At 67.2% G+C, this 13,739-nt stretch carries 12 protein-coding genes; 5 read left to right on the top strand and 7 right to left on the bottom strand.

Features of this window, described 5'->3' with window-relative positions; translation table 11 throughout:
- Positions 1-49 precede the first annotated feature (49 nt).
- From GLP40_RS21340 to GLP40_RS21320, 5 genes are all read right to left on the bottom strand, one after another.
- A complete protein-coding gene (locus GLP40_RS21340) occupies positions 50-322 on the bottom strand; it encodes a DUF2277 domain-containing protein (RefSeq protein WP_154789765.1) in 273 nt (90 codons plus the stop codon).
- A gap of 48 nt (positions 323-370) precedes the next feature.
- Positions 371-889 carry a methylated-DNA--[protein]-cysteine S-methyltransferase gene (locus tag GLP40_RS21335; protein WP_328290485.1) on the bottom strand — a complete coding sequence of 173 codons (519 nt, stop codon included), beginning with the start codon at positions 887-889 and terminating at the stop codon, positions 371-373.
- A complete protein-coding gene (locus GLP40_RS21330) occupies positions 886-2,382 on the bottom strand; it encodes an Ada metal-binding domain-containing protein (RefSeq protein WP_407671642.1) in 1,497 nt (498 codons plus the stop codon). The genes GLP40_RS21335 and GLP40_RS21330 overlap by 4 nt, the downstream gene beginning before the upstream one ends.
- Before the next feature lie 209 nt (positions 2,383-2,591).
- A complete protein-coding gene (locus GLP40_RS21325) occupies positions 2,592-2,831 on the bottom strand; it encodes a YbdD/YjiX family protein (protein WP_154789762.1) in 240 nt (79 codons plus the stop codon).
- A 7-nt stretch (positions 2,832-2,838) separates the two neighbouring features.
- Positions 2,839-5,232, bottom strand: coding sequence for a carbon starvation CstA family protein (locus tag GLP40_RS21320; RefSeq protein ID WP_154789761.1), 2,394 nt, complete (start codon positions 5,230-5,232; stop codon positions 2,839-2,841).
- 352 nt (positions 5,233-5,584) lie between these two features.
- Here GLP40_RS21320 and GLP40_RS21315 point away from each other — a divergent pair, with 352 nt between their 5' ends.
- The 5 genes from GLP40_RS21315 to ychF all read left to right on the top strand — a co-directional run bounded on the left by GLP40_RS21315 (position 5,585) and on the right by ychF (position 11,168).
- On the top strand, positions 5,585-6,925 hold the full coding sequence (locus GLP40_RS21315; protein WP_154789760.1) for an ABC transporter substrate-binding protein: 1,341 nt from the start codon (positions 5,585-5,587) through the stop codon (positions 6,923-6,925).
- Positions 6,922-7,818, top strand: coding sequence for a carbohydrate ABC transporter permease (locus GLP40_RS21310; protein ID WP_154789759.1), 897 nt, complete (start codon positions 6,922-6,924; stop codon positions 7,816-7,818). The genes GLP40_RS21315 and GLP40_RS21310 overlap by 4 nt, the downstream gene beginning before the upstream one ends.
- Before the next feature lie 182 nt (positions 7,819-8,000).
- Positions 8,001-8,813: a carbohydrate ABC transporter permease gene (locus tag GLP40_RS21305; RefSeq protein ID WP_154790015.1), complete on the top strand. Its 813-nt coding sequence runs from the start codon at positions 8,001-8,003 to the stop codon at positions 8,811-8,813.
- A gap of 310 nt (positions 8,814-9,123) precedes the next feature.
- The gene (locus GLP40_RS21300) at positions 9,124-10,044 is read left to right on the top strand and encodes a glycoside hydrolase family protein (RefSeq protein WP_407671649.1); all 921 of its coding nucleotides are present in this window, start codon (positions 9,124-9,126) and stop codon (positions 10,042-10,044) included.
- Positions 10,045-10,073: 29 nt separating this feature from the next.
- Positions 10,074-11,168, top strand: coding sequence for a redox-regulated ATPase YchF (gene ychF / locus GLP40_RS21295; RefSeq protein WP_328290484.1), 1,095 nt, complete (start codon positions 10,074-10,076; stop codon positions 11,166-11,168).
- Between the two features lie 147 nt (positions 11,169-11,315).
- Here ychF and GLP40_RS21290 read toward each other — a convergent pair whose 3' ends face one another.
- Both GLP40_RS21290 and GLP40_RS33320 read right to left on the bottom strand, forming a co-directional pair.
- Entirely contained in the window at positions 11,316-13,268 is a 1,953-nt protein-coding gene (locus GLP40_RS21290) for an ABC1 kinase family protein (RefSeq protein WP_154789757.1), read from the bottom strand.
- A gap of 124 nt (positions 13,269-13,392) precedes the next feature.
- A partial coding sequence (locus tag GLP40_RS33320) for a hypothetical protein (protein ID WP_230329795.1) occupies positions 13,393-13,739 on the bottom strand: 347 nt, incomplete at its 5' end.

Here is a 13,739-nt window from a genome sequence, read left to right as displayed (position 1 = left end):
TTCGGTGCCGTTTGTGTGCGCGCCGAGCCGGTTCTCCGCGCGCGATCGGCTATCCGCGGGCGAAGCGGACTTCCGCGCGTGCGCGTGCCTTGGCGGCCTCGACCTCGCGGTCCTTGGGCGGCGCCGTGGTGGTCAGCCCGGCCAGCAGGCGGGCGGTCGCGGCGGTGATCTCCTCCACCGCCAGGTCGAAGGCGGCCTGGTTGGCCTGGGAGGGTTTGGTGGTCCCGCTGATCTTGCGGACGTATTGCAGAGCGGCCGCGTGCACCTCGTCCGGGGTGGCCGGCGGCTCGTAGTTGTGCAGGGTGTGGATGTTGCGGCACATGGTCGCCACGGTACGCCCGGGCACGGACAGCGTCCGGGCGCGCGGAGCTCAGGCGGATTCGTGGTCGAGTAGCCAGCGCTTGATCGGCAGGCCGTACCGGAAGCCGCCGAGGCTGCCATCGGTGCGGATGACCCGGTGGCAGGGGACGAAGAGCGCGGCGGCATTGCGGGCGCAGGCATTGGCCGCGGCGCGGGTGGCGGCGGGGCGGCCGGAGATGGTCGCGAAGTCGGTGTAGGTGACGGGGGCTCCGGCCGGCACATTGCGCAGGATCTCCCACGCGTGGGTGAGGAAGGGCCCGGAGCGCTGGCGGACGGTGATGCCGTCGATGGCCGTCAGGTCCCCGGCGTGGTAGTCGGTCACGGCTCGGGAGACCGGGCCGAGCGAGTCGAAGGCCCGCAGGCCGGTGGGCCGGATCGTCGGGTGGATGAGGGCCCGGAGTTCCTCGGCGTCGGCGGTCCATCCGGAGGCGAGGACCGCGCCGTCGGCGTCCACGATGGCGGTGAACGGACCGGCCGGTGTCGTCGTGGTGGCGAAATCGGCTGCGGTGGTATGGGTTTCGGAGCTCACTGCAAGGTCCTCCGGTTGGCCTCGGACGGGTGGGCGAGGGCGTGTTTCCACAGATGCATGGAGAGGTAGGAGCGCCACGGCGACCAGCGGGCGGTATCGGCGAGGTCGATGTCGAGCAGGCCCGCGCCGCGGCGCACGACCAGATCGGAGTGTAGGAGCACGTCCGGGTCGGCGAGCAGGCGCATGCTGACGTAGTCCGCGGTCCAGGGTCCGACCCCGTCCAGGGCGAGCAGGTCGCGGCGCAGGTCGCCGGCGGTGCGGCCGGAGTGCAGCACCAGATCACCGGTGGCGAGCGCTTTGGCCGCGCCGACGATGGCGTCGATGCGCCGCCCGGGTCCGGTCAGTACTTCGGAGCCGCGCTCGGCGACGGTCTCCGCGGTGGGGAACAGGTGCGGAATCGGCCCGGCGATGGATTCGCCCAGGCTCTGCACCAGCCGCGCGGTGTGGGTGTTGGCCGCCGCTACCGAGATCTGCTGCCCGATCATGGTGCGCAGCAACAATTCCGGACCGTCCAGGCAGCCCGGCACCCGGATGCCCGCGGGCAGCGCGGTGGCGTCGCCCGGATCGCCCACGTGCACTGCGTTTCCCGCCATGCCGGCGGCCATCGCCTCGTCGATGCCGATCGGGTCGGCGTCGAGATCCAGGAAGTGCCTGACGCGCGCCACGGTCGGCGCGAGATCCCGCATATCCTGCAGGGACAGCGTCGCCCGCACGTGACCGGGCTGAATGGACAGCCGAATGGTGGTGTGGCCGTGCGGAGTTCGCAGGCTGCGCGTGTAGACGCCGTTCTCCCACAGTTCCAGGCCGGGGACGGTGTGGGCGGACAAAAACCACTCCAGCCACGACTTGTCCAGCGGTTCTCGGTAGGGGAGTCGCAGCGTGAGCAGGCCGTTGGTGGCCGGGAGCGTATCGCCGTCGCGGCGGCGGGACTCGTCGCGCAGCGTGGTCGGGCTGACCGCGAACACCTCGCGCACGGTGTCGTTGAACTGCCGGATGCTGGCGAATCCGGCAGCGAACGCGATGTCCGACATGGGCAGCCGCGTGGTCTGGATCAGCAGCCGGGCGGTGTGCGCGCGATGGGCGCGCGCCAGCGCCAGCGGACCCGCGCCGAGTTCGTTGGTGAGCACCCGCGTGAGCTGGCGCTGGGAGTAGCCGAGGGCATCGGCCAGGGCGGGCACGCCGCCGCGTTCGATGACCCCGTCGCCGATCAGGCGCATGGCGCGGGAGGCCAAGTCGGCGCGGGTGTTCCACAGCGGTGAGCCGGGCGCGGCGTCGGGCAGGCAGCGGCGGCAGGCGCGGAAGCCGTGCTGCTGCGCGGCGGCCGCGGTGGGCAGGAAGGTGACGTTGGCTCGTTTGGGAGTGATGGCCGGACAGGAAGGGCGGCAATAGATTCCGGTGGTGCGCACCGCGGTCACGAACTGCCCGTCGAACCGGGCATCCCTGGTCGCCACGGCGCGGTAGCAACGCTCGAAATCCAAGTCGTTCGCACTCACGCATTCCACCATGTCAGTCCTGGTCGACCTCCGCTAGCGGATATCGGACACGGGCTCCCCCGCCTCCCCGGATATCCACGGGTGGCTGGGAGCCGTTGACAATTGGACAGCCGTGCCGGCGGTTGGGCGGCGAACTGACTCTGGACGTACCCGACGAGTTACCCCGAACGTCGCGAGATCAGAGGTGGCCTTGGCATACGTCCGATCACTCAGCAACAGCGGTTGGCGGGGTTCTTCGTGGCGGCGGCGTGTCGGTCGCGCCAGTAGTCCCGTTCGGAGGGAATCTCGCAACCTGGATGGTGCAGCCGCAGGTGGTCCACGTAGCGGGCATAGTCGTTGCCGCCGAGGATCGAGTTGAACCACCAGACAACGGCTTTCACGGCCCGAACGAGGGTGAGCCCCGCCCGCCGCAGCGGACCCGCGGCGGGCGGGGCTTCGGGGGTACTCATCGGCGCGCTAATGGCTTCCGGCGGTGGCCGCCGCGCCGGTCGCGCGGACCTTGCCCTCGGCGATCAGAGCGTCCCATTCCTGCTGGACCTCCTGCTCCGCCTTGGTGGCGAGGAAGCCGCTGGGGCCGAAGATCTTCGACGGCACCTCCGGCGATTCGGTGGTCTCGCCGCCGCCGTTGCGGGCGGCTCGGACACAGACCCACAGGCCGACCAGCGCCACGATCAGCACCATCACCGCGAACACGATCGACAGCGTGCCCTGGATGAAGGTGTTCCGGATGATTTTCTCGGCGTTGCTGATCGTGGTGTTCAGGGTGTCGATCTGCTTGTCGAGATCCTTGGGATCGGTGATGCCCTTGGGCAGCTGACTCGGATCATGCGACGCGGAGAAGGCGTTCCGCGCCGCGATCAGGGCGTCCCGTTTCGGGACGGCGGCGTCGTGCGACTTGATGGTGTTGTAGTGCAGCGTCCAGTAGCCGATCTTCGGATCACCCGAGAAGATCTTCTGGAACGAGGCGGTCATGGTCACGATCAGGTCCCACACCAGTGGAATCGCCGGAATCCAGGCCCATTTCACCAGGCCCTTCTTGACCACGATCACCAGGACGACCGTGAGCGCGATCGCGGCCAGCAGCTGGTTCGAGATGCCGAACAGCGGATACAGCGTGTTGATGCCGCCCAGCGGATCGGTGACGCCCATGAGCAGCACCGAACCCCACGCCGCCACTACGAGCCCGGAGCAGATGAACACGCCCGGCCACCACGATGGATCCCGGAACTTCTTGGCCGCGCCGCCCAGGTTGCCCAGCGAGTCCGAGAGCATGAACCGCGCGACGCGGGTGCCGGCGTCGATGGTGGTGAGGATGAACAGTGCCTCGAACATGATGGCGAAGTGGTACCAGAACGCCTTGAGGCTGTTGCCGCCGATGAACTTGTGCATGACCTCGGTCATGCCGATCGCCAGCGTGGGCGCGCCACCGGTGCGCGAGTAGACGCGCGATTCACCGACGTCCTGCGCGATCTGGTTGAGGAAGTCCGCATTGGTCGGATTTCCGCTCAGGCCGAGCTTGTTCACGCTGTCCGCGGCGGCCTGCGCGCTGGTGAGGTTGGGGCTGTTGATCGCGAAGTACAGGTGCTGATCCAGGATCGACGCCGCGATGATCGCCATCACCGCGACGAACGACTCCATGAGCATTCCGCCGTAACCGATCATGCGGGCCTGCGACTGCTTTTCCAACAACTTCGGCGTGGTGCCCGAGGACACCAGCGCGTGGAAGCCCGACAGCGCGCCACAGGCGATGGTGATGAACAGGAACGGGAAGAGGCTGCCCGCGAAGGACGGACCGTTGGAGTTGCTCGCGAATTGGGAGACGGCCGGAGCCCGCAGTACCGGCATGGTGAACAGCACACCCACCGCCAGCAGGGCGATGGTGCCGATCTTCATGAAGGTGGACAGGTAGTCGCGCGGGGCGAGCAGCATCCACACCGGCAGCACCGAGGCGATGAAACCGTAGATGATCAGCATCCAGGAGATGGCGGTGCCGGACAGCGTGAACAGGTCACGGCCCCAACCGGATCCGGCCACCCAGTTGCCGGAGATGATGGCCAGCAGCAGCAACGCGAAGCCGATGATCGACACCTCGCCGACCTTGCCCGGACGCAGGAAGCGCAGGTACAAGCCCATGAAGAGGGCGATCGGGATGGTCATGGCGATGGAGAACACGCCCCATGGGCTGCCGCCCTCGAGGACGTGGGTCGTCTTGTTCTCCGTTGCCGCAAGGGCGTTCACGACGACGATGCCCAGCACCGCGAGCAGGATCATCATGATCACCAGCACCGCGATGATGGCCGCGACGCCGCCGACCACGCCGAGCTCGTCGCGCGCCATCTGCCCCAGCGAGCGGCCGCGGCGCTTCACCGACGCCCACAGCACCAGGTAGTCCTGTACCGCACCGGCCAGCACCACGCCGACGATGATCCAGATGGTGCCGGGCAGGTAGCCCATCTGCGCGGCCAGCACCGGGCCGACCAGCGGGCCGGCGCCCGCGATGGCGGCGAAGTGGTGGCCGAACAGGACCCGGCGGTCCATCGGCATGTAGTCCTTGGCGTTCTCCATCTCCTCGGCGGGAGTGGCGACATCATCACGCGGTGTGGTGATCCGGTATTCGATGAGCCGGGCGTAGAACTGATATGCCAGAACGTAAGTGCAGATGGCGGCGACGACGATCCACACCGCGTTCACGTTCTCGCCTCGCACGAATGCGAGGATGGCCCAGGCGATCGCGCCGAGTACGGCGATGGCGAGGAAGATGCCCTTTTTGAGGGGCGTCATGGGCGTCCGGTCCACGACACCTACCGGTGGTAGGTCGGGGTCGGTCCGGAGGTATTCGATGGTCGCCATGCGACAACTCCCTGCGGTACTGCGGTTTCTAACTGAAATGGTCACAACGTAGCCCAACCGACACGCGAGCGAACCGGCTTCGACCAGCTGTTCATCTCATGTCGGACCGCCGGGTGCGGGTGGCCCGGCGGACGCTGCGCCGGGCGTCGCGGGGGTGGTGCGGTCCGGCGTGGTTCCCGCGAGTTCGCGTGTTTTCCACATGTCGCAGGTTGCTCCCCGTATGCTGCCATGCTGATTCGAGATCTACGTCACGGTGGTGGCATTAGTTCATTTAGTTCACGGACATGTCGTTCCGATCGCCGTCGCCGCCCTGTTCCATCCGCCGCGAACGCCCGCGACCAGAGGAGACGCGATGCCGGTGCAGTCCCGCTCCGCGAGCACCCGGCAGCCCGGCTGCGATCGGCGTACCCTGCTGCGCTCGGCCGCGCTGGCCGCACTCCTCGCTGCCGGGGGCTGCGCGCGCGGGAACGACGACGCGGTCACCTTCTTCTTCCAGGCACGGCCCGAGGAGGCCCGGGCCCGGCTGCGCATCATCGACGAGTTCCATCGGCGGCGACCGGATATCACGGTGCGCACCATCATGTCCGGGCCGGATCCGCTGCAGCAGATGCTCACCTACTGCGCGGGCGGTAAATGCCCGGACGTGCTCATGGCCTGGGAGTTGCTCTACGCGGGGCTCGCCGATCGAGGCGTGCTGATCGACCTGCGCGAATTCTTGGACCGCGAACCGGATTACGCGGCCCGGCTGCGCGCTGACGGGTACGCCACGCTGCGCGACACCTTCGTCTGGGACGGCGGGCAGTTCGCGCTGCCGGAGCAGTGGTCGGGGGTGTTCCTCTATTACAACCGGAAGCTGTTCGCCGAGGCGGGAATTCGGGCGCCCGCGCGGTGGTCGCAGGCCTGGACCTTCGACGAGTTCCTGGCGGCCGCGCGGACGCTCACCCATCGCGATTCCGACGGCCGCGTCGGGCAGTGGGGATTCGCGGACGCCTGGGTGCCGTATTTCTCGGCAGCCTGCTTCGGCATGAACAACGGGTCCGAATGGTTCAGCCCACCGGTGCGGCCCACCCGCACCAATCTCGGGGACCCGCGGTTCGCGGCGGGCATGCAGTTCTACGCCGACCTGGCCGTGCGTCATCGCGTCGCGCCCAGCGTCGGTGACCTGCAATCGGTTTCGGCGCAGGACCTGTTCCGCAGTGGGCGCGCCGCCATGCTCATGGGCGGGCACTGGTTGTACTCGGAGTTCACCGGGCGGGACGATCTCGACTTCGATGTCACCGTGCTGCCGGTGGGGCCGCAGGGCGGGCCCGGTGCGATCACCGATATCGGCAGCACCGGGCTGGCCATCGCCGCGAGCAGTCCGCGTCGCGAACAGGCCTGGGAATTCGTGAAGTTCGCGACCGGACCGGAGGGGCAGGCCATCATCGCGGAATCGGGGCTGTTCGTGCCGGTGCTGAACTCGGCCATGCGGTCGCCGGGATTCGCCGCCGCTCACCCGACGCTGCGCAACCTCGAGGTCTTCACCGAGGGGCCGGAGAATTCGCGTCCGCTGGCCGTGACGCCCGTGTGGGGCAAGGTGGAAGCGCTGCTCGAGCGTGGCTGCAATCGGGTGCTGCGCGGTGCGGCCACGGCCGCGTCGCTGGGCGGGCAGACCAGCACCGATATCGATAAGCTGCTGCGGGCGTCGATATGAGGCGAGGGTCGGCGCTCGAACGGCGGCGGGCGCGCGCCGGAAGGCTGTTCGTCGCGCCCAATCTGGCTGCCATTCTGGTGTTTCTGCTGTTCCCGCTGGGGTTTTCGCTGTATCTGAGCTTCCACTCGTGGGATCTGTTCAGCCCGCCGCGATTCGTGGGCGTCGCGAACTATCGGCGGCTGTTCTCCGACGATCCGCTGTTCTATATCGCCCTGCGCAATACGGCGGTGTTCACGGTGCTGACGCTGGTGCCGACGGTGGCGATCAGTTTGGGCGTCGCCTGGCTGCTGAACCGGAAACTGCGCGGCGTAGGGGTATTCCGGACTCTGGCGTTTCTGCCCCTGGTGGCGTCGACCGTGGCCATGGCGGTGGTGTTCCGCTTCATCCTCGCCAGCGACGACGGCCTCGCCAATATCCTGCTCGGCTGGATCGGACTCGGACCGGTGCCGTGGCTGACCGACCCCCGCTGGGCGATGGTCTCGCTGAGCCTGGTGACGGTGTGGAAAACGGTCCCATTCGCCACCGTCATCCTGCTGGCGGCCATGCAGGGCGTGCCCGAAAACCTGTACGAGGCAGCGAAAATCGACGGCGCGAACGGCTGGCACCGCTTCCTCTCGATCACGGTGCCGCTGATTCGCGGGGCCCTGTCCTTCGTCCTCGTCATCACCGTCATCAATACGGTGCAAGCCTTCGATCAGGCCTATGCCTTGACCGGCGGCAACGGCGGCCCCGAAACCGGCACCTATGTTCTGGGAATCATGCTGTTCCAGAACGCCTTCCGCTTCTACGAGGTCGGCTATGCCGCAGCCCTCGCCTGGATCATTTTCGCAATCCTTCTGGCCTTCACGCTGATTCAACAGTGGCTGGCCCGGCGTTCGGAGATGGAATTGTGAGGCGCGATGGAGGTGAGGGGTCGCGCGGAGGAGCCGGACCACGAGGGGGAGCCGCGCGATCGGTCGGGGAAGTCGAGCAGAGGAGCGGGATCGTGGGCCGGCACAGCGAGTCGAGCGGCGGAGCGGGGCGGGTGCGGCGCTGCGGGGGAGCCGGGCGGTGGGGCACCGCCACGTGGCGACGCTTGACCGCCGGTCTGCTCACCTATCTGGCATTGATCCTGGTGGCCTGGTGCGCGCTGGTACCGATTCTGTGGTCCGTCTCGGCGTCCCTGAAGACGGACGGCCAGTTGACCGACATCGCACCCCTGCCCTCGCGTCCCCAATGGTCCAACTACCGCGAGGCTTTCGACTCCATCCCCCTCGGCCGCATGCTCCTCAACACCGTCCTCTACGCCGCCTGCGTCACCGCCGGCCAAGTCTTCTTCTGCTCCTTGGCCGGCTATGCCTTCGCCCGCCTACGCTTCCCCGGCCGCGAATTCCTCTTCATCGGCTATCTCGCCACCCTCATGGTCCCCCTGACGGTCACCGTCATCCCGCAGTTCCTCCTGATGCGGGCCTTCGGCTGGATCGACACCCCCTGGTCCATGATCGTCCCCGGCCTCTTCGGCAACGCCTTCGGCACCTACCTCATGCGCCAGTTCTTCCGCACTCTCCCAAGAGAACTGGAGGAGGCCGCCATTATCGATGGCTGTACCCCCTGGCAAACCTATTGGCGAGTTCTGTTGCCCCACATCAAACCCGCCGTCATGGTCCTCGCGGTTCTCACCTGGATCACCGTCTGGAACGACTTCCTCTGGCCCCTGATCATGATCCAACGCGACGAGTACGCCACCGCCACCCTCGGCCTGATCCGCCTCCAGGGCCAATACACCACGAACTGGCCGCTGCTGATGGCCGCGGCGACGGTGATCCTGCTGCCCCTCCTCCTCATCTACGCCGTGGCCCAACGAGCCTTCATCCGAGGCATAGCCCTCTACGGCCTGGGCGGCCGCTGACCAGGACCCTCAGCTTCGCGCTCGACCTGGCGGGTGCTCACGAGCGCCGTCGCATGGAAACGGGGACACCCGCCGCACCTGCTCGATGCCGAGCAGAGTGCCCCAGAAGATATGCGGTACAACCCTTTCGCATGGTGCGCCGTCTGCTCGAGGCATACGGTCGCCCAACCGATCGCAGGCAGTCCGCCTGGCCGATCATCTCGGCCCCCTGATCTGACCTCGGCGCGTCGGCTATGGGGCAGCTATCGGAGGCTGAATAATGCCGCGGGTGAGCACGATCCGCTGGAATCGCCGATCGGTGTTGGCTTCGATGGCTGTGCTGTCGGTCGGGGCCGGGATGGGCCGTCGAGACGCGATGGCGCGGGCGTCGGCGGTCACGCGGTACACCATGACCGCGTTCACCAACGGCAGCGACAACGATCTGTATGTCTACGAATCCGAGGACGCGACGACCTTCACGCTGCTGCGGGCCTGCGCGTACCGTCCACCGGCCGGGCTGGTGCGGGACCCCAGCCTGCTCCGGCACACCGACGGCGGCTATTACCTCGCCTACACCACCGCCGGAGACGGCAACACCATCGGATTCGCCCGCAGCGCCGACCGCCTCACCTGGACCCATCTGGGCGACTATCCCGTCCCGGTGCTGAGAGCCAAAGCCGCTTGGGCGCCAACATGGTTCACCGGTCTCTCCGGATACGTCAGCGTGCTGGTCTCCATCTCGACGGGACAGGGCTTCCGCCCCTACCTGATCATCGCGACCGATCCGGCCCGCCCGGTATGGAGTCCACCGATCCCGCTTGCGGGGATCGGGCCACAGCAGCCGGGCCACCTCGGCTACATCGACACCACCGTCGTGCCGTACGGCGGCAGCTATTACGCCTTCACCAAGAACGAATCCACCAAGTACATCGAGCTCGCCGTCGCTTCCGGCCCGCTGGGGCCCTACCGCTTCATCGGCACCGGCGACTGGGCCGGTTGGGGCGCGCCCCGTGAGGGTCACTGCGTAATCCCGCTGCCCGACAGCGGCCACCGCATCTACCTCGACGCATACACCGAGAAGAGATACTTCTACAGCGACAGCTACGACGGATTCCGCACATGGACCCCACCCGTCCAACTGCCGGATTTGTCCGGCACCATCCGCCACGTCTCGGTCCTACCCGAGTCGGCCGGTACCCCGCTACCCGCAGGCCTGTCGAACCCGGGCCCCGGACCTGCGGTGACGGCGTAGGACGATGACCCGGGTAGACTCCTTCTCTCGTGAGTCTCACCCTCGGAATCGTCGGCCTGCCCAACGTCGGAAAGTCGACGCTGTTCAACGCTCTGACGCGCAATGACGTGCTGGCCGCGAACTACCCGTTCGCCACCATCGAGCCGAATGTCGGCGTGGTGCCGCTGCCCGACCCGAGGTTGAGCAAGCTCGCCGAGATCTTCGGCTCCGAGCGTCTCGTCCCCGCCGTCGTGTCGTTCGTCGACATCGCGGGCATCGTGAAGGGCGCCTCGGAGGGCGCGGGCCTGGGCAACAAGTTCCTCGCGAACATCCGCGAGGCCGATGCCATCTGCCAGGTGGTGCGGGTCTTCGCCGACGATGACGTGGTTCACGTCGACGGCAAGGTCGACCCCCTGTCCGACATCGAGGTGATCGAGACCGAGCTCATCCTGGCCGACCTGCAGACCCTGGAGAAGGCCGTGGTCCGGCTGGACAAGGAAGCCAAGGTCAAGAAGGACCGCAAGCCGGTCGCCGATGCCGCCAAGCAGGCGCAGGAGATCCTCAACAGCGGCAAGACGCTCTTCGCCGCGCGGGGCCAGGTGGACACCGAGCTGCTCAAGGAGCTCTCGCTGCTCACGATCAAGCCGTTCCTCTATGTCTTCAACGCCGATGAGTCGGTCCTCACCGACGAGGCCAGGAAGGCCGAGCTGAGGGCCGCCGTCGCCCCCGCCGACGCGGTGTTCCTCGACGCCAAGGTCGAGGCCGAACTGCTCGAGCTCGACGAAGAGTCCGCCCTCGAACTGCTGGAGTCCATCGGCCAGACCGAGCCCGGCCTGCACGCCCTGGCCCGCGCCGGCTTCCACACCCTGGGCCTGCAGACCTATCTCACCGCCGGTCCCAAGGAAGCCCGCGCCTGGACCATCCACCAGGGCGACACCGCCCCCAAGGCCGCCGGCGTTATCCACACCGACTTCGAACGCGGCTTCATCAAGGCCGAGGTCGTCGCCTTCAACGACCTCGTCGAGGCCGGCTCCATGGCCGCCGCCAAGGCCGCCGGCAAGGTTCGCATGGAAGGCAAGGACTATGTCATGGCTGACGGCGACGTCGTCGAGTTCCGAAGCGGATTAGCCTCTGCGAAGAAGTAGGCAGCGCGCGCATCGCTGCTGGTAGAGACTCTGCTGAGCCCCCATCCGGTGTCCAGGTGGGGGCTCGGTCGTTTCGCCGGCGCCGTGTGCCGGCAGGTTCGGTCAGCGCATCGTCATCGTGTTGGACAAGAAATTCGCGCTGTGCGGCTATTCGCGGCGCGTGCCGAAGACGACGTACAGCACGCGCAGCACCAGAACCGCGCTGACCAGAATCAGGTTGTACCCGAACATTTCGTGCAATGTGAGGGCGTCGGTGATCCGAGCGCCGCCCGGGTTGGCCAGCAGCGCCACGCCCATGATTCCGACGATGCCGCCGAGGAACGCCAGCAGCACCTGATTGACCAGACCCGTGACCACCGAGCGATCCCGATGATCGGCGAACAGGCTGACGTTGACCGTCACCCGGCCCGCCTCCAGCGAGGAGGCTATCCGGTCCACGTGCCTGGGTATCCGCCGCAGCAGTGGCAATACCGTGAGCAACTCATCGGTGACCGCGGCCTGCAACGACTCCGGTGCCAGTCGCTCGGTGAACTGTCGGTTCGCGAACTCACGCGACTGCGCGACGATATCGAAATCGGGTGCCACCGCGGCCAGCGTGCCCTCGAGCGTGCCGATGGCCCGGAACGCTCCTGCCACCTCTCCGGGAACCATCAGGTCGTACTCGGCGACCAACCGCACCAGATCGGTGAATACGGTGATGTCGGCCGAGGTGCCCGGGGTCATGTGCAGCGCCATGAATCGGCCGATGCCACGCCGCAACCCGTCCTCGTCGACGAATTCCGGGCGGACCACGAACGAGAGCAGGGTGTCGCAGACCAGTTCGGGATTGCCGCGGTCCACGGCCATCAAGAACTGGCTCAGGTTCGCGCGCAGTTCGGAGTCGATCCGCCCGACCGAGCCGAGGTCGATCAGTGCCACGCCGCCGTTGTCGAGCAGCACGATATTGCCGGGATGCGGATCCGCGTGAAAGACACCGTCCACCATGACCTGCCGCAGCAGCGATTCGAACAGGACAGCGGCGATCCGGTTCCGCTCCGCCCCGGACCGGCCTTCGACCGCATCGGGCGAACTCAGCGTCTTGCCGGGGACGAAGTCCATCACGAGCACGCGCTCGGTCGAATAGTCGAGGTAGGGCTTCGGGACAACGATCGAGGGCGTGGTGTCGTGCTGGGAGACTGTGGCCCGCAATGCCGCCATATTGCGAGTCTCGATCCGAAAGTCGAGTTCTTCCCGCAGCGCCTGGGCGAAGCCCTCGGTCAGCTCACCGATTCCGATCGAGCGACCCCAGACGGTGCTCGATTCGAGGCGACGCGCCAGGCTCAGAGCGATCCCGAGATCCCGCTCGACCACCGGACCGACGCCGGGGCGCTGTACCTTGAGGACGACCTCCTCACCAGTGTGCAGCCGCGCCCGGTGCACCTGGGCGATGGAGGCGGCGGCCAACGGCTCTCGATCGATGGCGGCGAACACCTTGTCAGGGTCATCCTTCAATTCGTGGGCCAGCACCGCCGCGATGTCCGGCCACGGCACCGGGCCGACTCGCTGCTGCAGGTGTGACAACTCGTCGATGTATTCCTGCGGCAGCAGATCCTGGCGCGTCGACAGGATCTGCCCCAGCTTGACGAACGTGACACCGGCTTCTTCCAGCGCCGCGCGCAGCGCAGCGGCCTGTTCCATTCGTTCCTGCGGTGTGCCGGCGTTCGGGCCGGTGCGAGCCAGCCCCGGAATGCCGTGCCGGACTGCCACTCTGCTCAATTGGAAACCGCGCCGGGCTTGCTGCGTCCGCAGCCGCACCGCGCGCATCATCTGGTCCGGACGGGTGATACTGCCCCGCGGGATCACGATCTCGGCGACGACCAGGAACAACAGCGCGACGAGCAGGATCACACCGATCTGCTGAGGCAGGAACGCCAATCGATTGACCGACTGCTTCCATACCACCTGGGATTCGAATCCCAGCTCGACGCCCAGTGCTACCAGCGCGGCGAACGTGGCCCGGACAAGCCCCACCCGGACCCCGAGCACCCGTTGGGCGATTCGCGAGATCAGTGCCACCGACACCAATGTCGCGACGATCGCGATCACCACACTGACGAGCATCTGATCAGCAACCTTTGTGTCAAGGCTGCCAGCGATGATCTGACAGCAACCTTCGGATGTCGGAACGGCCTATGGGCCTTCGGGCCGAACTCTTCAGAACCCGGGTTCGCACACGGCGAGCACTTCACCGGTGGGCGGGTCGCGGCTCGCTGCTGCCTTCGAGTGAGTCGTGCCCTGGGCGCGACTGCGGTCCCGTCTCGGCCGATTGCGCTGTGCCGCTGAAGAAGTCGCGGTAGACGCGGAAGGCCATGGCCAGGTAGGCGATGGTCTTGGGGATCATGAGCAGGCCCAGTTGGGGGATGCGGCGAGCCCAGAGAATGACCGGGAGATAGCAGGCGAAGGATGCCGCCATGGCGTCGGAGAGGAAGCGGAAGGTGCGGTCGCCGGTGCGGGTGGCCTCGCGGCGCATGAGGTACATCTCGCTGGCGCCCACGGCCAGTAGCGGGACATTGCGGTCCACGGCGAAGCCTG

It is taken from the genome of Nocardia aurantiaca (assembly GCF_009708175.1).
Lineage (GTDB): Bacteria > Actinomycetota > Actinomycetes > Mycobacteriales > Mycobacteriaceae > Nocardia > Nocardia aurantiaca.
Note: the sequence above shows the minus strand (reverse complement) of the source record. Positions and strands in the feature narration are given on the sequence as shown.

Coding starts and splice junctions, on each gene's coding strand:
- GLP40_RS21340 (WP_154789765.1), bottom strand. CDS start 322: ATGTGCCGCAACATCCACACCCTGCACAACTACGAGCCGCCGGCCACC.
- GLP40_RS21325 (WP_154789762.1), bottom strand. CDS start 2,831: ATGAGTACCCCCGAAGCCCCGCCCGCCGCGGGTCCGCTGCGGCGGGCG.
- GLP40_RS21320 (WP_154789761.1), bottom strand. CDS start 5,232: ATGGCGACCATCGAATACCTCCGGACCGACCCCGACCTACCACCGGTA.
- GLP40_RS21315 (WP_154789760.1), top strand. CDS start 5,585: ATGCCGGTGCAGTCCCGCTCCGCGAGCACCCGGCAGCCCGGCTGCGAT.
- GLP40_RS21310 (WP_154789759.1), top strand. CDS start 6,922: ATGAGGCGAGGGTCGGCGCTCGAACGGCGGCGGGCGCGCGCCGGAAGG.
- GLP40_RS21300 (WP_407671649.1), top strand. CDS start 9,124: ATGGCTGTGCTGTCGGTCGGGGCCGGGATGGGCCGTCGAGACGCGATG.
- GLP40_RS21290 (WP_154789757.1), bottom strand. CDS start 13,268: ATGCTCGTCAGTGTGGTGATCGCGATCGTCGCGACATTGGTGTCGGTG.